The 17,645-nt window shown below is 47.2% G+C and carries 18 protein-coding genes; 10 read left to right on the top strand and 8 right to left on the bottom strand.

The window, feature by feature from the left end; all coding sequences use genetic code 11:
• Positions 1 to 230: 230 nt before the first annotated feature.
• Positions 231 to 956 (bottom strand): WecB/TagA/CpsF family glycosyltransferase, encoded by a 726-nt coding sequence (locus tag AC3B4V_RS12765; protein WP_149428012.1) that lies wholly within the window; start codon positions 954 to 956, stop codon positions 231 to 233.
• 80 nt (positions 957 to 1,036) lie between these two features.
• Between AC3B4V_RS12765 and ung the strand changes: the two genes are divergently transcribed.
• On the top strand, positions 1,037 to 1,696 hold the full coding sequence (gene ung, locus AC3B4V_RS12760) for a uracil-DNA glycosylase (protein ID WP_214729098.1): 660 nt from the start codon (positions 1,037 to 1,039) through the stop codon (positions 1,694 to 1,696).
• Between the two features lie 399 nt (positions 1,697 to 2,095).
• Here ung and AC3B4V_RS12755 read toward each other — a convergent pair whose 3' ends face one another.
• A complete protein-coding gene (locus AC3B4V_RS12755) occupies positions 2,096 to 2,926 on the bottom strand; it encodes a Cof-type HAD-IIB family hydrolase (protein WP_214725120.1) in 831 nt (276 codons plus the stop codon).
• Positions 2,927 to 3,104: 178 nt separating this feature from the next.
• Here AC3B4V_RS12755 and AC3B4V_RS12750 point away from each other — a divergent pair, with 178 nt between their 5' ends.
• The 6 genes from AC3B4V_RS12750 (at position 3,105) to AC3B4V_RS12725 (ending at position 8,837) form a co-directional block, all read left to right on the top strand.
• The gene (locus AC3B4V_RS12750; RefSeq protein ID WP_488378642.1) at positions 3,105 to 4,310 is read left to right on the top strand and encodes a hypothetical protein; all 1,206 of its coding nucleotides are present in this window, start codon (positions 3,105 to 3,107) and stop codon (positions 4,308 to 4,310) included.
• A 20-nt stretch (positions 4,311 to 4,330) separates the two neighbouring features.
• Positions 4,331 to 5,023 (top strand): response regulator transcription factor, encoded by a 693-nt coding sequence (locus AC3B4V_RS12745; RefSeq protein ID WP_058704392.1) that lies wholly within the window; start codon positions 4,331 to 4,333, stop codon positions 5,021 to 5,023.
• Between the two features lie 23 nt (positions 5,024 to 5,046).
• Positions 5,047 to 6,405, top strand: coding sequence for a sensor histidine kinase (locus AC3B4V_RS12740; RefSeq protein ID WP_251133726.1), 1,359 nt, complete (start codon positions 5,047 to 5,049; stop codon positions 6,403 to 6,405).
• Positions 6,406 to 6,498: 93 nt separating this feature from the next.
• Entirely contained in the window at positions 6,499 to 6,876 is a 378-nt protein-coding gene (locus AC3B4V_RS12735) for a DUF1499 domain-containing protein (protein ID WP_050678428.1), read from the top strand.
• Complete coding sequence (locus tag AC3B4V_RS12730; RefSeq protein WP_064300689.1) at positions 6,873 to 8,300, top strand: dihydrolipoyl dehydrogenase family protein; 1,428 nt, start codon at positions 6,873 to 6,875, stop codon at positions 8,298 to 8,300. The genes AC3B4V_RS12735 and AC3B4V_RS12730 overlap by 4 nt, the downstream gene beginning before the upstream one ends.
• A 3-nt stretch (positions 8,301 to 8,303) precedes the next feature.
• Positions 8,304 to 8,837 carry a DUF420 domain-containing protein gene (locus AC3B4V_RS12725; protein WP_064300688.1) on the top strand — a complete coding sequence of 178 codons (534 nt, stop codon included), beginning with the start codon at positions 8,304 to 8,306 and terminating at the stop codon, positions 8,835 to 8,837.
• 42 nt (positions 8,838 to 8,879) lie between these two features.
• Here the strand turns inward: AC3B4V_RS12725 and motB are convergent, their stop codons facing one another.
• The 3 genes from motB to AC3B4V_RS12710 all read right to left on the bottom strand — a co-directional run bounded on the left by motB (position 8,880) and on the right by AC3B4V_RS12710 (position 10,745).
• Positions 8,880 to 9,647, bottom strand: coding sequence for a flagellar motor protein MotB (motB, locus tag AC3B4V_RS12720; RefSeq protein ID WP_064300687.1), 768 nt, complete (start codon positions 9,645 to 9,647; stop codon positions 8,880 to 8,882).
• A complete protein-coding gene (gene motA / locus AC3B4V_RS12715; protein WP_023469698.1) occupies positions 9,622 to 10,407 on the bottom strand; it encodes a flagellar motor stator protein MotA in 786 nt (261 codons plus the stop codon). The genes motB and motA overlap by 26 nt, the downstream gene beginning before the upstream one ends.
• Before the next feature lie 98 nt (positions 10,408 to 10,505).
• Positions 10,506 to 10,745, bottom strand: a complete 240-nt coding sequence (locus AC3B4V_RS12710; protein WP_023469697.1) for a hypothetical protein — start codon at positions 10,743 to 10,745, stop codon at positions 10,506 to 10,508.
• 160 nt (positions 10,746 to 10,905) lie between these two features.
• Between AC3B4V_RS12710 and AC3B4V_RS12705 the strand changes: the two genes are divergently transcribed.
• A complete protein-coding gene (locus AC3B4V_RS12705) occupies positions 10,906 to 12,297 on the top strand; it encodes a TrkH family potassium uptake protein (protein WP_035395598.1) in 1,392 nt (463 codons plus the stop codon).
• A 52-nt stretch (positions 12,298 to 12,349) separates the two neighbouring features.
• Here AC3B4V_RS12705 and AC3B4V_RS12700 read toward each other — a convergent pair whose 3' ends face one another.
• Both AC3B4V_RS12700 and AC3B4V_RS12695 read right to left on the bottom strand, forming a co-directional pair.
• Positions 12,350 to 13,399, bottom strand: a complete 1,050-nt coding sequence (locus tag AC3B4V_RS12700; RefSeq protein ID WP_488378641.1) for an SDR family oxidoreductase — start codon at positions 13,397 to 13,399, stop codon at positions 12,350 to 12,352.
• A gap of 14 nt (positions 13,400 to 13,413) precedes the next feature.
• Entirely contained in the window at positions 13,414 to 15,549 is a 2,136-nt protein-coding gene (locus AC3B4V_RS12695; RefSeq protein WP_488378640.1) for a PAS domain-containing sensor histidine kinase, read from the bottom strand.
• Positions 15,550 to 15,852: 303 nt separating this feature from the next.
• On the opposite strand from AC3B4V_RS12695, the gene AC3B4V_RS12690 reads away from it, so the two are divergent.
• Both AC3B4V_RS12690 and AC3B4V_RS12685 read left to right on the top strand, forming a co-directional pair.
• Positions 15,853 to 16,239 (top strand): restriction endonuclease, encoded by a 387-nt coding sequence (locus AC3B4V_RS12690; RefSeq protein ID WP_230088865.1) that lies wholly within the window; start codon positions 15,853 to 15,855, stop codon positions 16,237 to 16,239.
• Between the two features lie 171 nt (positions 16,240 to 16,410).
• The gene (locus tag AC3B4V_RS12685) at positions 16,411 to 16,887 is read left to right on the top strand and encodes an LURP-one-related family protein (RefSeq protein ID WP_023469691.1); all 477 of its coding nucleotides are present in this window, start codon (positions 16,411 to 16,413) and stop codon (positions 16,885 to 16,887) included.
• Between the two features lie 45 nt (positions 16,888 to 16,932).
• Here the strand turns inward: AC3B4V_RS12685 and AC3B4V_RS12680 are convergent, their stop codons facing one another.
• Entirely contained in the window at positions 16,933 to 17,556 is a 624-nt protein-coding gene (locus AC3B4V_RS12680; protein WP_023469690.1) for a DUF1836 domain-containing protein, read from the bottom strand.
• Between the last annotated feature and the right edge of the window lie 89 nt (positions 17,557 to 17,645).

Here is a 17,645-nt window from a genome sequence, read left to right as displayed (position 1 = left end):
GCGTAATTTTTCTCTTAACGAGAAAGATTGCGCTTTTTTGTTCATCTCGCATCGTTTTCCTGGGACAAGCATCGTGCTGCTCCTACAGAAAAAAGCGCCATTTTGCGCTGTCGAGACAAACAAGACCCGTTTTCCTGCTTGAATGAAGCGGAAAAACTGGCTTGTGTCTCGCCTGAGGAAAGGGCGTGAAAGGACGCGTTATTTTTTAAGTCAGCCCTTTTTGTGTGCGCTCAAGAGAGCGTTGATTTTTTACGAAGCACAAGCGTCAGGAAAAGTAACAAGTCCTTGAGTTTCTCGAATCCACGAGGATGCGTCGAGATACGATAGAGCCACTCTAGCTTGAAGCGGCGGAATAATTTGGGCGCGCGCTTACTGTGTCCGGACCAGACGTCGAACGCACCACCAACACCGATGAAGATGCCGTGATCGACTTGATCATAGATGGAAGCAATCCATTCTTCCTGTTTTGGCGCACCGAGTGCGACGAGAACAAGATCAGCGTCTGCTTCTGTAATTGCTTGCGTTGCTTCTTCTGTCTTTCCAAAACCATGAAATGTTCCAACGAAGTGGATATTCGGAAAACGAATCGATAACTGACGGATCAACGATTTCATGACTTCCGGGCGTCCACCGAGTAAAAAGACGCGCTTCTCGAGTGCGTCTGCCGTCCGCAATAGTTCACGTGCGGTCTCGATTCCCGGCAATGTCGCAGTGAGCGGTGCTCCCATCCGTTTACTGGCAGCCGTCACACCGATTCCGTCTGGTGTGATGAACGTTGCCCGTCGTAAGATGGCATCGTAAGAAGGTTCGCGCAATGCACGCAACACGAGCTCTGGGTTCGCCGTGACAAGAAAGGCTTTTCCGCGGTCGTGTAAGATTGTTTTAATATGGGTATACCATTGCGAAGGTGTCGCATCGACGAATGGTAGTCCGAATAATTGTTTTGTCTGAATCATAATTTTCCACCTCATCATCCATCATAGCAGAATCAAGACGGACGAACAGCGACTTGAGACTGAAAAAGGAGCGGATTCACGTGCATCCATCTTGGCAAACCGTGTTAAAAGAAGAAAAGGAAAAACCCTATTTTCAAGAACTGTGGGCTTTTTTGAAGGAAGCCTATCAAACGACGACCGTCTACCCTCCGAAAGAGCGGATTTTTCATGCGTTCGATGCAGTCGCACCGGAAGATGTCCGGTGCGTCATCTTAGGGCAAGATCCCTACCATGGTCCACGTCAGGCGAATGGACTCAGCTTTTCCGTGCATGACGGAGTGCCGATTCCTCCGTCCCTTCGAAACATGTATAAGGAACTCGTCACGGATATCGGTTGTCCGGCTCCGACCTCCGGAAATCTCGAAGCATGGTCACGACAAGGAGTATTCTTACTCAATACGTCGCTTACGGTTGAGGAGGGGAAAGCGGGATCCCATGCTAAAAAAGGCTGGGCGCCGTTTACGGATCGGGTCATCGAAGTATTAGGAACACAGACACAACCGATCGTATTCATCCTCTGGGGAAATCATGCGAAGAGTAAAAAAGCGCTGATCGATACGGATCGTCATCTTGTTCTTGAAGCCGTCCATCCGAGTCCTTTATCCGCAAGTCGTGGATTTTTCGGTAGTAAGCCGTATTCGCAAACGAATGCTTGGCTGAAAGAGCAGGGAAGAGAGCCGATCGACTGGTGTTTGTCGTAAATCAAAAAAGGCTGACTAAAAAGTCAGCCTGAGACTGAAGACAAAGCGCAGTTTTTCTCTTAACGAGAAGGATTGCGCTTTTTTGTTCGTCTCGAATCGTTTTCCAGGGACAAGCATCGCGCCGCTTCGCGCCGCTTCGCGCCGCTTCGCTTCGCTGCAGGGTCGCTCTTGCTTGTTTTTCCCTAGGAAGCGATGTCGAGTGAACGAAACGCTTCCTAGATCCTTCTTCCAGGTATAAAAAAAGACGCGTCACACGCAACTCCTACAGGAAAAAGCGCAATTTTGCGCTGTCAGAGACTAACAAGACCCGTTTTCCTGCTTGAATGAAGCAGGAAAATTGGCTTGTGTCTCGCCTGAGGAAAGGGCGTGAAAAGACGCGTCATTCTTTTTTTGAGTTACTTAGCGGCTTGAGATAGCCGGCTCCTCATCCATCATGAACTTTTCGACGACGAGAGCAACACCATCTTCATCGTTCGAAGCGGTCATATACTGTGCTTTTTCTTTGACGGTATCGGCTGCATTCGCCATCGCGACACCAAGACCTGCCCATTCGATCATCGATAGATCGTTGTTGCCGTCTCCACAAGCAATGACTTCTTCTTGAGCAATTCCCAGTTTTTCAGACAGTAAGGCAAGGCTTGTACCTTTTGTGACACCATCTTCTGTGAATTCAAGGAAAAATGGCTTCGAGCGAGCCACCGCGAGTTCACCCGCAAGTTCCTGTTGAAGCGTCTGTTCGACGCGCGCGAGGTGCGTCTCTTCTGCCATCATTAAACACTTGACGACAGGTGTTTGAATCGCAGCTTTAAAATCAGCGACAGGAATGACCTCCATGCCTGTCAGTTGTCCTTCGAGCGTCGTATATTCATTCGGTTCCTCTGTCAGGATCTCATGGCCGACATACGTGTGGATGTAGACACCCTCCCGTTTACTCAAATCGTCAAGGCGGTGGACCGTCTCCGGGGAAAGCGTGCTGAGGAAGAGCGATTCGTTCGTTTTACAATCAATGATTGAAGCGCCATTGAAGCTTAGGATGTAACTGCCGTAGCGGGCGAGTTCCAGTTCTTTTGCGAGGTCGAGCATGGCAAATGTCGGACGACCGCTAGCGAGCACGACTTTCTTCCCGCGACGCTGCGCAGCGAGTAAAGCTTCTTTCGTACGTGGTGAAATCGTATGGTCACTTGTCAACAAGGTATCATCTAAATCGAGAACAATCATTTTATACGTCATACATTCAAACCCCTTTCAATTATCTGTATATCGTAACAACTTGTCCCCCGTTCGACAATATACTCTCCTCGAAGAGAGTATGATAAAGTGGAAACAGAGCCCGTACGGAAAGGATTCCAACTTTATGAAATATCTCTTCATGATCATATCAAGTCTATTATTAGCAGGATGCAGTACGATGTTTCCGCATCCCGCCTCTTTACTCGAACATCCGTCCCTTCCGGCATGGGAGCAGTCGTTGAAAGAACGGATTGACCGCGATTTGCCGAAACAGGCAGAGGTCGTGGCACCACGAAATCAAGCGGTATCCCGCCTATACGAACTCGTCGACTTAGATCGAAATGGTAAAGATGAAGCGATCACCTTCTACCGTAGCGAGCAGGACGGGCGCTTCACGATTCATCTTCTCGTCCATGAACGACAAGGCGAAAAATGGCGACTCGTGGCGCGACAGACGGTAGCTGACGGTCGAGCCATCGATCGACTCGAAGTCATAACTGACGCACGACATAAACAAAACCACCTGGTCATCGGTATTACCAGTTATGGTGAAAATACGTTATACATCATTGAGCAGTTACTATCGAAGCAACGAGACGTCACGACAGTCGATCGGTATGATCGTCTGTCGGTAGCTGATTTGAATCAAGATAGAGAGCGGGATATGGTGCTTCTGCAAAAGGGCAGTCCGTCTCGTTTGATCTATTATAAAGACATCCTGTCGAAAGAGCACCAAGAGACGACACTTTCAACGCAGGATGGCGATTTATTCGCAGAACATGATTTATTTGAAGTCGATACGATCAATGCCGCTCGAAATAAAGGCTTGATCGTATCGTATACACGAGATGCGAAAATGCACATCGCATTATTCCGCTTAGCGAACGATACGTTGGAACAGGTTCGTTTCGGTCAGATCGATGAGATCGTCGAACCGATGTATACCTTCCCGAAAGATGTCGATCAAGACGGAATCGTCGAGTTTGGTCATCAATATACGCCAGAAGGCAGTAAAGGGCGTGAGGGTGAACCGAAACCACGCATCACGGCATACTACACATGGAATGGATCAGATAATCCACCATTTCTCGAGAGTGGGTTCGAACTGCGAGAAGAGCAGTACATCGATCAAGAATACAATTTCGTCATGCGGTTCCCTGCCAACTGGGCGACGCGTGAAACGATCGAAAAACGCGAAAATCGTGTTCGGTTCATCAATCGAGAAACGAAGCAGATTGATTTCGAATTAGAGGTCATTCCGAAGAATCAATACATTGCGAGTGATCAAAAACGAAAAATCAAAGAAGGTATCGATTATGTCTATGTGATTGATGCGACGAAGGATTATGAAGTGTTCGTCAATCGTGTCACACTCGTGGAATAAAGAATCAGGGGGAGAAAAGAATGACCAAAATACTAGTAGCCGAAGATGAACATGCGATTCGCAGTTTCATCGTCATTAATTTGAAACGAGCAGGCTATGATGTCATCGAGGCGGAAAATGGGAAAGAAGCGCTTGCGCAGTTTGATCAACAAACCTTCGATATTCTGTTACTCGATATCATGATGCCGGAAGTCGACGGTTTTGCCGTCTGTGAACAGGCGCGGGCAAAGGATGAGGTCGTCGGGATCATCATGCTGACGGCACGGACACGAGAAGAGGATAAAGTCATGGGACTAAGCGTAGGCGCGGACGATTACATCGCGAAGCCGTTCAGTCCAGCAGAGCTTCTTGCGCGCATCCAGTCGCTCCTGCGACGGGTAGAGACATTACGCCGCAGAAAACAGCCGCGTGAACTCATCTCTGGACCGTTTCGGATTGATTTAGGGGCGAAGCGCGTCCAAAAAGAAGGTGTCGATGTCGAAGTGACACCAACTGAATACGATTTACTTTGCCACTTCATCAAAAACGAAGATCAAGTCATGTCGCGAGATGAATTACTCGATGCGGTATGGGGTGAGAATTACTTTGGTGATCGGAAGACGGTCGATGTCAACATTCGCCGTCTTCGTCAAAAAATCGAAGAGAATCCAGCGGAACCGAAGTTCATCGAGACATTGTGGGGACATGGATACAAGTGGCGTAACGAAGAATGAAGCGCCAGATATTGATGCGGTTCATGACGATCATCACGGTGACAGTCTTACTCGTCATCGGAATCCTTTCGTTCGTGACCTATAACTATTACTACGTGACGGCGACAGATGTCTTAAAACGTCATGCGAATGCGAGTGCTGTCTTATTTGCGAATAGCGGCCTCGCTTATGATTACGCCGATTCAGAAGCGACGATTCATGATGTACTCGATTCTTACGCTTATCCGGACGCTGAGATCGAAGTGTTGGATGCGACAGGGATTCCGCGTTACTCTTCGACCGGATTCATCTCGGAACGTAAGTTGACGCGAGCAGCGGTCAATCAAGTAAGGGCGGGACAGACCGTCACGAAACGATATGACGATGAAGCGACGGGAGAACATTTACTGGAAGTAACAGAACCTGTCGTATCGTTCGGTCAGACGACGGGAGCGCTTCGTTATACGACGTCGCTTGAGCGAATCGATCGACGTGTGATCGAAATTTGTTTAGCGATCGTCCTCCTGGGTACAGTTATTTGGGGACTTGCCTTCATCTATTCCTCACGTCTCGTCTCGTCAATCGTCCGACCGATTCAAGAAGTCATCGGTGCATCGGACCAAATCGCGAAACAGCATTACGACGTCAAGGTGAACGAGGAATACTCGTTCGAGCTTGGAGAACTAGCGCGGACGATCAATTATATGGGGCAACAGATCAAACAGCAGGAAACATTGAAAGATGAATTCATTTCTGGTATTTCCCATGAATTACGGACACCGCTGACATCGATCAAAGGCTGGAGTGAAACGTTACTCGTCGAACAGGATCAGTTGCCGGAAGAGGCGTCGCTTGGGATGGGCATCATTCATTCGGAGACGGAGCGTTTGATTTCGCTCGTTGAGCAGTTACTCGATTTCTCGAAACTCGAGACGAGCCGCCTCGTCTTATACCGTCAGGAAGTCAACTTGACGGAAATCATCGAGACCGTAACGGCGCAACTTCGTCAAAAGCTGGAAGAAAAAAATGTCCAGATCGTACAGAAGTTACCGGCGCAAGTCGTCGGTCTATACGACGAAAATCGATTGAAACAAGTCTTCTTGAACCTGCTTGATAATGCGATCCGCTTTTCTCCAGTCGGTGGCACGATCACCATTCGACTCGTTCGTTCAGAGCGTGTGTTGTTCCTCTCCTTCAGTGATGAAGGACCTGGCATTCCGAAAGAGCACTTACGTCACGTCACAGAAAAGTTCTATCAAGTGCAAAAAGGAAAGGGCGGAACAGGGCTCGGACTATCGATTTGCCGAGAACTCGTCGAAGCACATGAAGGCAAGCTATTCATTGATAATCAGCCGGAAGGCGGCGTCATCGCGACGATTCTGCTACCTGTCACGAAAGCGTAAACACTGAGACGGGCAGAGTGAAACAGAAACTGGTAAAGTTAAGTGGATTATAGTACGAAATGGATCAGATGATAGGAAACGGAGGAATCAGTCATGGCACTTGGTGTTTCAAATGGTACGCTTCAACCGCTCTCCGGAAAACCGAACGCGGTATCTACTCAAACCGATCTACAGGATATGAAAATGCGTCCGCTCCCGTTCAAAGGAACGCTTGCAGATTCGAAGTTTCAATTACTACGTATCCTACAAAGCCTCGACCGCGTCAAAGTCGTCAAGGAGGAAGGGACATACATCCACGCCATCTTCACGAGTAAAGTCTTTCGCTTCAAGGATGACGTCGAATTTTACTTCGATGAAGCTGCACAGGTGATTCATTTCCGTTCGGCATCACGTGTCGGGTACTCCGACTGGGGCGTCAACCGTAAACGAATGGAAGATATCACACGTCGCTACGAGGAGGGATCACGATGAAGAACTATCAATTAGTCGTCATCGGTGGTGGTGCAGCCGGAATGACGATTGCTGCTGGTGCAGCAAGTCTTGGCGCACACGTCGCCCTGATCGAACGCCATACGCATCTAGGTGGAGATTGTCTTCACTACGGTTGCGTTCCTTCAAAGGCTTTGATCGAAGCGGCGCACGATGTTCATGTCATGAAGCGGACGGCTGAAAAGTACAACGTGACACTGAACGGGGACGCGGTCTATTCCAAAACGAAAGCAAGCGTCGATCGGGCACGTAACATCATTCAATCACACGATGGAACGAAACGGTTCGAAGACCTTGGTGTCGATGTCTATATCGGAGAAGCGACATTCCTCAGTGCCCATGAAGTGGAAGTGGCGGGACAACTTGTCGTAGGTGAGAAGTTTGCGATCTCCACGGGATCTCAACCCATCATTCCACCGATTGATGGACTCGATACGATTGATTATTTAACGAACGAGACGATCTTCGAATTGACGGAGCGTCCGGAGCGTCTGCTCGTCATCGGTGGTGGTGCGATCGGTCTTGAGCTGTCGCAAGCTTACGCGCATCTCGGAACAGAAGTCACGGTCATCGAGGGTATGAAGACGTTACTCGGAAAAGAAGATCGCGACATGGTCGAAGTCATTCAACGTCAGCTCGAACAAGAATTGACATTACATCTCGATACGAAGGTCACGCACGTCCGCAAGTCGGCGGGGGGCATCGAAGTGACGGTCGAAGCGAACGGCGAATCACGTGTCATCGAAACGGATGCCGTGCTTGTCGCGGTCGGTCGTAAGCCACGCATCGAAGCACTACGTCTCGATCGAGCCGGTGTACACGTCGAAAAAGGATTCGTCCAAGTCGATGGTTCACTTCGAACAAGTCAGCGACACATCTTTGCGGTCGGAGATACGATCAACTCACTTCCGTTTACGCACGTCGCAGGGCTTGAAGGAAAAACGGTCGTCACGAATGCTTTATTCGGTCTACGGACGAAGCCGGATTATCGAGCGGTTCCGTGGGTCACATTCACGACGCCTGAATTGTTCCATCTCGGATTGACGGAAGACGAGGCACGTAAGAAACATGGGGAAATCAAGGTCTATCAGACCGGTCTCGATGAAGTCGATCGTTTCGTCATCAATGGTCAGACGGAAGGGCGCGTCAAGCTCATCGCGGATAAGCGTGGAAAACTGATTGGAGCACATGCAATCGGAGAACAAGCGGGTGAGTGGATGCAAGAAGTCGTCTATGCGATGGCACGTAAAGATAAGGTCGGTCAATTGTCGCGTGTCGTCCATCCATATCCGATCCGTGGTGCTGCGGTTCAGCGAGCTGCTGATGTCTACTGGCGTGAACGTCTATTCGCTGGTCCGATCCCAAAATGGTTGAAACGTTATTTCGACTGGAAACAAGGAGAATGATTCATGCAACAACCTGCTACTAAACGGAATTTCGTTCCGCTCGTCATCCTGCTGACGCTTGTCATCAACTTGCTCGTGGCGCTCTTATTCTTTGCGCCACCTGTACAAGTCGATTCAGGATTCGATTGGACGTTGCTTCCTTTTTTGAATGCCATCTTCAATAGTTTTACCTTCATGCTGTTGCTCGGCGCTTGGATTTCCATTCGTCGTGGCAACCGGGTGAACCATCGTCGCTTTATTGGTGGTGCGATGACGACGACGACACTGTTCTTGATTTCGTACGTCACATATCATGCCGTCAGTGAATCGACGAAATTCGGGGGCGAAGGATTTGTTCGTCCGATCTATTTCTTCATCTTGATTACGCACATTATTCTAGCTGCAGTCATCGTTCCACTCGTCTTGATGTCACTCGCGCACGCCGTGAATCAAAATTTCGAGAAGCATAAAAAATGGACACGCTTTACGATGCCACTTTGGTTATATGTCAGTTTGACCGGTGTCATCGTCTACATCATGATTCGTCCGTATTATTAAAAAAAGCTCCTTCGTGGCAACCACGAAGGAGCTTTTTTACGTTCAGGATTCGACTTTTGTCTCGTCGAGTACATTGGCTTTTAAGTCGATCAATGGTCGAATTAACACTTCGACGCGTCGATTCTGACTGCGACCTGATTCTGTTTGATTGGACGCGATTGGTTGAAATTCACCGTAACCGCTGACGGTGAAGCGTTTTGGTTCAAGCTTTGGGTTCCGTTGTAAAGCGCGCATGAAACTGATCGCCCGATCAGCACTCAGTTCCCAGTTTGATGGATACTGTGCTGTATTGATTGGAATGTTGTCTGTATGGCCAGAGACTTGAATCTGACGTTGTCCTGCCTTGACGAGCAGTGCGCTCATCCCCTCTGCGATTTGAAGCGAGCGTCCTCTTACTTCTGCTTGAGCTGGTGAGAACAGTGCGCGGTCGCGAATCGTAAAGACGAGTCCTTCATTCGTGATTTCAACCTTGATGTCTTTTTCAAGTTTTTCATTTTTGATGTATTGATTGGCTTCTTCTTTGATTTTTTCGAGTTCTGCGATTTCATAGCTTTGTGCCTTCGTCCGGGCATCGAGTTTTTTTGAATCCTCTTCTTCTTGAGTGGAGAGCGAACTGTTCGTGATCATCCCTGAGCCACCGTTGAAGACGGAGCTAAACGACTGGGACATTGCTTTTAGTTTCACAGCATCGACATTACTCGAAGCAAACAGAACGATGAAGAGGGCCAAAAGCAAGGTCAATAAGTCGGCGTACGGAATTAACCAGCCTTCGGAGATATGTTCATCATGCGGCTTCTTTTTCCGCTTCATAGTTCGCACGCTCCTTCGGTGTCAAGTACACAAGTAGCTTATCTTCTAAGTTTTTTGGTGATTCACCGTTTTGAATCGATAGAATTCCTTCAATCATCATCTCGTACAACTGAATTTCGCTTGCTGATTTTTGCTTCAGCTTCGTTGCGAACGGGAACCACAGGACGTATCCGGTGAAAATCCCGAATAGTGTTGCGATGAAGGCACCTGAAATGGCGTGACCTAATTTTTCGATATCCGATAAATCGGATAAGGCGGCAACGAGACCGACAACGGCACCGAGAACCCCGAGCGTTGGTGCGTAAGTACCGGCTTGCGTGAAAATGTTCGCATTTGCATGATGGCGTTCCGTCATGTTTTCGAGATCACGTGTCATGACGTCCTCGACATATTCGGATGGTTGTCCATCGATGACCATCATGACGCCACGCTTCATGAAGGCATTATCGACTTCTTCAAGTGCTGACTCGAGAGATAACAGACCTTCTTTACGTGCTTGTGTCGAGAGTGTCAAAAATTGTCCGAGCAACACTTGTTTTGTCATCAGCTTTTGTTCGAATAAGATGACTTTAAACAAGGCAGGTAAGACTTTCAATCGTTCCTTCGGGAAGGAAATCATGATGGCAGCTGCTGTCCCGACGAAGATGATGACGAGGGCTGCTGGGTTAAGCAAAGCAACGGGAGGCGCACCTTTTAAGATCATACCTCCGACTAGTGTGATGAGACCAAGAATGATCCCGATGATCGACACGATATCCATGATTGATGTGTGCCACCTTTCTGTATGTAATCCGTGTAGGAACGAAAAATAAAAGAGCAGAAGACACTTCTTCTGCTCGGAAATCCAAAAACCGAGAATCAAGCGCCGTTTTCGTCGATTAGCATTTGAATGCTTTCGTTTCGTTCGTCACGCTCTATATCGGTCAGTACGTCGTATTTTTTTAACACTTGATACAATTCATTTAGAATCGGTTGCTCCAAATGTAATGATAAGAGTTCCTCGAATTGATAATACAATTGCGCAGGCATCCATTGTGATTGTCGTTCCAGCCTTCGCCAGACATCCTCAATCGAATGATCAGCCGTCTTAGGGTCCACTGTTTCCCTCAACCTCCTTTAATGATTACACGTCCACTTTTATCTAGTTTACCAAAAAAATACGAAAACGTTTAGTCGATTGCATATTTCGATAGAACTTCTTAATTCGAGGGAGTATGATAAAGACAATTCTGTCTGAAAACAATCTAGGGGGAGTAAGATGTTCTCGCATAAAAGACGTTCACGACTCGCACGCTTCGGGCGTTTAGGTGAATTGATGTATCATCAGCTGTTCGATAAACCGGCACGTTTTATCGCAACTGGCTTTACATTGACGATTTTACTGGGTGGTTTTTTATTGTGGCTTCCGATCTCGCAGCAAGAGGGGCAAGATGTATCATTCATCGATTGCCTATTCGTTGCGACATCGGCAGGAACCGTCACAGGACTGTCACCGATTAATATTGCCGAATCCTATAATTTACTCGGTCAAATCATCATGATGCTCTTAATTCAGGTCGGTGGACTTGGATTCATGACGATCGCGCTCGTCTTACTCAGCGTCACGGGACGAAAAATCGGGATTCGTCAGCGGATCATTATCCAAGAGATGTTTAATCTCGATAGTCCGGGCGGAACGATTCGTCTCGTTCGTAATATCATCGTCACGACGGTCCTCGTTGAGATCGTCGGCATGTTTTTGATTGCGCTTGATTTGTTCATTCAATACAAATACAGCTTCGGAAAAGCACTCTATTACGGTTTGTTCCACGCCGTATCTGCCTTCAACAATGCAGGATTCGCACTATGGGGTGATAATCTAATCGGTTTCCAACAAGATACGACATTCATTCTGACGATTGCAGCTCTCTTGATGATTGGTGGTCTTGGTTTTACGGTCATCGCGGATATCGCTGGTAAACGAAACTTCAAGAAAATTTCGCTCCATTCTAAATTGATGGTGCTATCACTACTCGTCATCAATGGACTAGGTGTTTTAGCAATGATGCTCTACGAGTGGGTTTCGAACTTGGGTTCATTAAAAGATGAATCGTTCTTCAGTGCACTTCATATCGTGTTCTTCCAAGTCGTCACGACACGAACGGCTGGTTTCCAGACGATCGATTTAACGACGATGGTGCCGCTCTCGATCGGTTTGATGATGGTTTTGATGTACATCGGGGCAGGTTCCGCATCAACAGGTTCCGGGATCAAGGTCACGACGGCAGCGGTCATCTTGAAGAATGTCTGGACGTATATACGCGGACAGCGTGAAACGGTTCTGATGCGACGGACTGTTCAGACGCAAGCGATTCAAAAGGCATATGCGATTGCTGTCTTCAGTTTATTGTTCATCGCTTTGATCACGACGTTCCTGGCATTGACCCAACCGAATATTTCCTTTATTGGTCTATTCTTTGAGACCGTTTCGGCATTTGGAACAGTTGGTCTTTCTTTGAACGTAACAGCTGAGCTCAATAGCTTTGGTAAGTTTTTGATCATGTTCATGATGCTACTCGGACGTGTCGGCTCCTTGACGATTCTGTTCACGTTCGCGACGCAACGAGACCGGACGATTCGTTATCCAAAAGAAAATATGTTGATCGGGTAACCGATTCAAAAAGTCCAATCGACTTCCCTTGTGGAAGAACGATTGGACTTTTTTAGTGTGTTACGTGTGTTTGGTAATACTGGACGAGTCGAGGCATCGTTTCTGCAAGGTCTGGACAAATAATACCAGTGTCCCGTAAATCACGTAAGGCATGTGTCGTGTCATATTGAACGGGATGAATGAAGTAGTCAAGTGTCTGCCGTTGCATCTGAAGTCGTTTCGCGACAGCTGGAGTCAATGCCGTGCTAACGAGTCGAAACGGAACGATTCCGCGCGGATAACGTCCATAATAGGCGACGTGTAACATCTCAAAAATCGCGCGCGCACCATGTGGGAATGGATCGGTCAGATGATAGGTCTTATTTCTTCCGACCGGTGCATGACTGAGATAAGCGGTCGCTTCAATGACGTAATCATAGGGCACGAGATTGACGAGTGCGTTTGCTCGACCGGGATACGGGAGAGGAGCAAAAGATTGCAGGAGACGCATCGCGTTTAAAACGAAATACACGCCATCCCACTTCGGTGTTTCGCCCGTTTCGGAATGTCCGACGACGATTCCAGGACGGATGATCGTATAGGGGATCGTTCCGATTTCTTTACGGAAACGCAATTCTGCTAAATATTTCGTTTCTTCATAAGCATTTTTAAAGGCACTTGCTTGTAACTCATCTTCTAGAACCATTCCGGAACGAAGACCCGAGACATACGCTGTACTGAAGTAAATGTAGCGCTCTAAGGTCCGACACGTATGAGCAAACTGTGTCACGTTCGCGGTACCGATTACATTGATTCGAAAGGCGGGTTCATATGCTGTTGCTAAATCATATAGCGCCGCGAGATGAAAGATGTGTGTGACGTCTTGTTGCAACATCATCCGCGCCTCTGATGATAAAGCAAGCTGTTCGACCGTGATATCGCCTTCGTGCAATACAAGTTGCTCCGATCGTAAGGATGTACGTTCTAGAAGATCCTGGCGTCGCTTAACAGCTGCGTTTCGCTCTGACGGTAAATGAAGCAAATGAAAACAAGCGATTTGGTCCGGAACACGTGCCAGTTGTTCGATCAGTTTGGTCGCTAAAAAACCGGGGAAACCCGTCATAAAGTAGGTCCGCATCAATTCCATTCCTTTCTTGGATCACGTTCGAGTACAACGGTGAAAGTCGAACCATCATTGATTTCTGATTCAACGGAAATCGCACCTCCGTGCGATTCGATGATTTCCTTACAGATGGCAAGTCCGAGACCGGTTCCGCCGATTTTCCGGATGTCTGAGTTATCGACCCGGTAAAATTTCGTAAAGAGCTTTTCAAAAGCATTTTGTGGAATACCGAGCCCGTGATCCGTCACAGAGAACGTTGCTTGTTCCGGATTGGCTGAAAGAATGACTCGAATATGATCCGCCTGTGGAGAATACTTAATGGCGTTCGAAAGCAAGTTCAAGATCACCTGCTTGATTTTGTGCTCGTCCGCAAAAATCAGAACAGGATCCTCTGGCAGTTCTAGATCAATCCGATGCGTTTCGACGGTTTCGCCATAGGCATCGACGGTTGATGCAAGAAGATCGCGTAACGAGAACGACGTGAAGGTATACTCCTGTTTTCCACCTTCTAGACGTTGAATGTCTAAAAACTCATTTAATAGCGTCGTCAATCGTTTCGTCTCTTCGTGGACGATCTCAACATACCGTTCGATTCGATCAGCCGATTGTTTTTTATATCGTAGTAATTCCATATAGCCAAGAATGGAGGACAGCGGCGTACGCAACTCATGCGATACTGTACTGACGAGTTCGTCCTTTACTTGATCCATCTTTGCTTCCTCTGTCCGATCACGGAAAACAAATAGGAAGCCATGACGAGAAATGCGGCTCTTCTCCTTTTTGATCGCAGTCGCATAAAATTCGAAATAAAGTGGACTGGACTCATTTGGTCGCTGTAACGTGAAACGAAACGATAGTTCAGAATGTTTTCCGGCGAGTAATTCTTCTACTTGTCGGAGCATCTCGAATCGAGTGTTCAAATCGAGATTCGGAATCAGACTGATTCGTTCTTGAATCTTACTTGGTGCAATGCCTGGGACATCGAGTAATTTGCGTGCTTTGACGTTCATGAAGATGAAACTCCCATCCTCTTCTGTCAGTAGGAACCCTTCATTGGATGCCTGAAGAATCGATTGTGTGATATCACGCTGACGCATGATGGCATTTTTTTCGCGTTCAAGCATTTTCTCAATCTTTTTTCGTTCTGTGATATCACGAACGACGGCGACACGCATCCGGATGTTGTTGTAGATGATTTCACGCGGAAACACTTCGATTTCGACAGAAGTTCCGTCGGCACGTTGACCGAGGACTTCGTATGGTTCTTCTCGATGCTCCTCGATGCGTTGTAAGACACGCGCGTGATGATCCGGATGAATCAATTCAAGCGTCGTCTTGCCTTTCATTTTCTCGAGTTTCGTCCGGAAAATGACTTCTGCTGCGCGATTGGCATCGATGATGATGCCGTGGTCATGAAAGATAACGGCTTCAACGACGGATTCCGAGAAGAGTCGGAAGCGGCGTTCGCTTTTCGTCAGATGCCATTCGATTTGTTTTTGCGGTGTGATGTCCTGAATGAGCAGGAAGTACGTATCGTTTGGCAACCGTGTCATATAAAGGCGTCCATGGAACGTTGAGCCATCCAAACGATGATAGGTCCATTCATTTTCGGCTTCCCGTCCATGCAGTAAAAACAGTTGCGCGTCCGATAAGTCTTTTAAGTTCAATTGTTCGAGATGTTGACGGCGGGTAGCGATTTCCTTCGCATCATGTAGAATCGTCGCTTGGAGACCAATGATGTCTTCGGCATGCTCGAAACGGAATAAGGTGCTTGCCACTTCGTTACAAGTTTGAATCCGAAACTCCGAGTCGGTGATGAATAGAGCAGTATCTAGTGTTGAATTGAATAAGTCCTCGATTTTCAGGGGAGCGACATGGACAAGAAAATAGTCCGTCGCTTCAATCGCTGTGACTGTTAATTGATGTGTCGTTGAAATGACGGCTTCCTTCTGTAATGGAAAGAAATCATCCGTGATGGGAAACAGCTCCTGAACGGTTTCGATATTTGGAGTGTTCATGAACTGGTGTTGAAACGCGTCATTATGAAATTGAATCCTTCCATTTGCATCGATAAGAAGAACAGGGTCTTTCATAGCACGTAACGTCGCGTGAATGATTCGTAGCGATGAAGGAGATGAATGTTCTGCCATGAGCTACCTCCTGACTGGTCTTCGACCATGGATTTTAAGACAGTCTTTCCTCGTTAGTTTACTTCTGCAAGACGAGTCGTGTTTCCTGTTGAAGGAAGCAACCGACGAAGAATTTTAGTATAGTGAAAAAAAGGTCACGACGAAGTAGAGGGGAAAAGCACGATGAAACGATTAAAACGAAAACGATTGTTACTAGCAGCTTTGTTTGCAATGATAGGAATTTTCGGAACTTATTTTTTTTCGAGTTCTTGGGAACCTTTAATCTTAATCATCAGTATAGTAGGGTGTATCCTTTTTCTTCTTTTGTCCATTTTAACGCCGTCGCTTGAGAAACGACTCGATCGAATGGAAGGACGAGAATTTGAAGAATGGCTTGCCGATTTATTTGAAACAGCAGGATATCGGGTCGAGTTGACACCTGCTTCACGCGACTTCGGAGCAGATTTGTTGATAGAGGATGAACGAGGGTATAAGATTGCCATCCAGGCAAAGCGATATAGTGCGGCTGTAGGGCTCGAAGCGGTTCAACAGGTCGCTGCCTCGGTTCCATTCTACGGGATGGACGAGGGGTGGGTCGTTACGAATTCGACCTTTACGGAAGCTGCGTATCAGCTAGCGGAACCAAATCAGGTTCGCCTCATTGATCGGGAAGAATTGCTCGCATTTGCAAAGGAGATGAACCTGCATTGAACATGTCGAATGATTGTCGACAAAAGGGGGTTGTCAATTTGGAGAAACGGTGCAATAATCATTTTCGTTAACGAAATATCATACAGATAAAGAAAGTTAAACTATACAGGATGTCTAAATAAACTGGGGACGAAAAACCAGCACGTTTTAGCAGTGAGAGGAGAATTTCTGTTGCGCAAAGTTGTCTATGTGCAGGGTTGCGTTTTTTCGCAAGGTCATGCCGCGATTTATGATGAAGCGCACCAAATGATTGGTGCGGTTCAACACGACGAGAATGGTCGTGTTCAAGTAATGAATGGTGAAGGTAGAGGGGTAGCGTTTGGTAAGTTCATTCCGACATGTAAGAAGTGGGTCGTGATGAACCATGATGGACAAGAGGTAGGTCAAATGCGTGAGAAGTTTTCGCTCTTCTCGAAGAAATGTGAGTACAACGTGTATGAGCGTGGTACATTCACGATTTCCTTCGACCTGACAAAAGGAAAATTCTCCGTACGGAGTGCAGCTGGAGAAGTCGTTGCTGAATTGTTGCAAGACGGTGATGAGTACCGTCTCGTCAAGGATGCGGACAAACTCTCGATGTACGAACTACTCTCTGTCTTGAAAAGTCTGACGAACAACGTCCACTATAAATCACTGACAGCCGTCTAAATAAAAAAAGATGCCTTCCATGACATGGATGGCATCTTTTTTTCATCATGTCGTTTGCAGAACATGATGGAGGCGTTGTTTCGCTTCGTGTGTTAAATGCGATACACGACGGGCATAGAGACACAGTTGGAGAACGTGGACAGTTTCAGGGCGGTAAGCGTTAATACGCTCGAGCGAGCGTCTGAGACGCTTCTCCGTCAATTCGATCGGACCACTTGTCTCCGCGTGTTGCGTATAGACGAGATAAAAATTAAGCGGACTGATTAAATCATCCTCATCAATATTCGGATTCTTGAAGACGATCGTCAGCAGTTCCCGTGTTTCTTCTAACGAGAAGAGGTGTTTTAAATCATCCAGTAAATAGATGATCGAAGCCTGATTGATCGAGTACTTCTTTCCGCGATGCGGTACGCCGATGATGTCCCGGACTTCACGTTTCGTCCAGTTCTGGATCGTCGTCGCTGACATATGTTCGCCGATCAGGGCATTTGCCAAATGAACGATTTCATTGATGGATAGACCATTTTTTAATGGATCGAATTGCTTCAAGCGATTGATGACCTTCGGCAATTCTGTGCCTTCCGTTGCGACGAGGGGTTCGATTCCTTTTCCTTCATTTAGGCGTTGCAGACAACTTGATAATGTTTGGACTGCTTGAGCATCATACATTTCCAAAACTTCCTCTCTAGGACGTCATTTGACCTTATGTTATCAAATGAAGGTTCAATAGGGCAAATGGCAACTGAAACAACGTACAA

The sequence above is a fragment of the Exiguobacterium sp. E17S genome, from assembly GCF_057772545.1.
The sequence above is the reverse complement of the archived record's forward strand: the minus strand, read 5'-3'. Positions and strand labels throughout refer to the sequence as shown.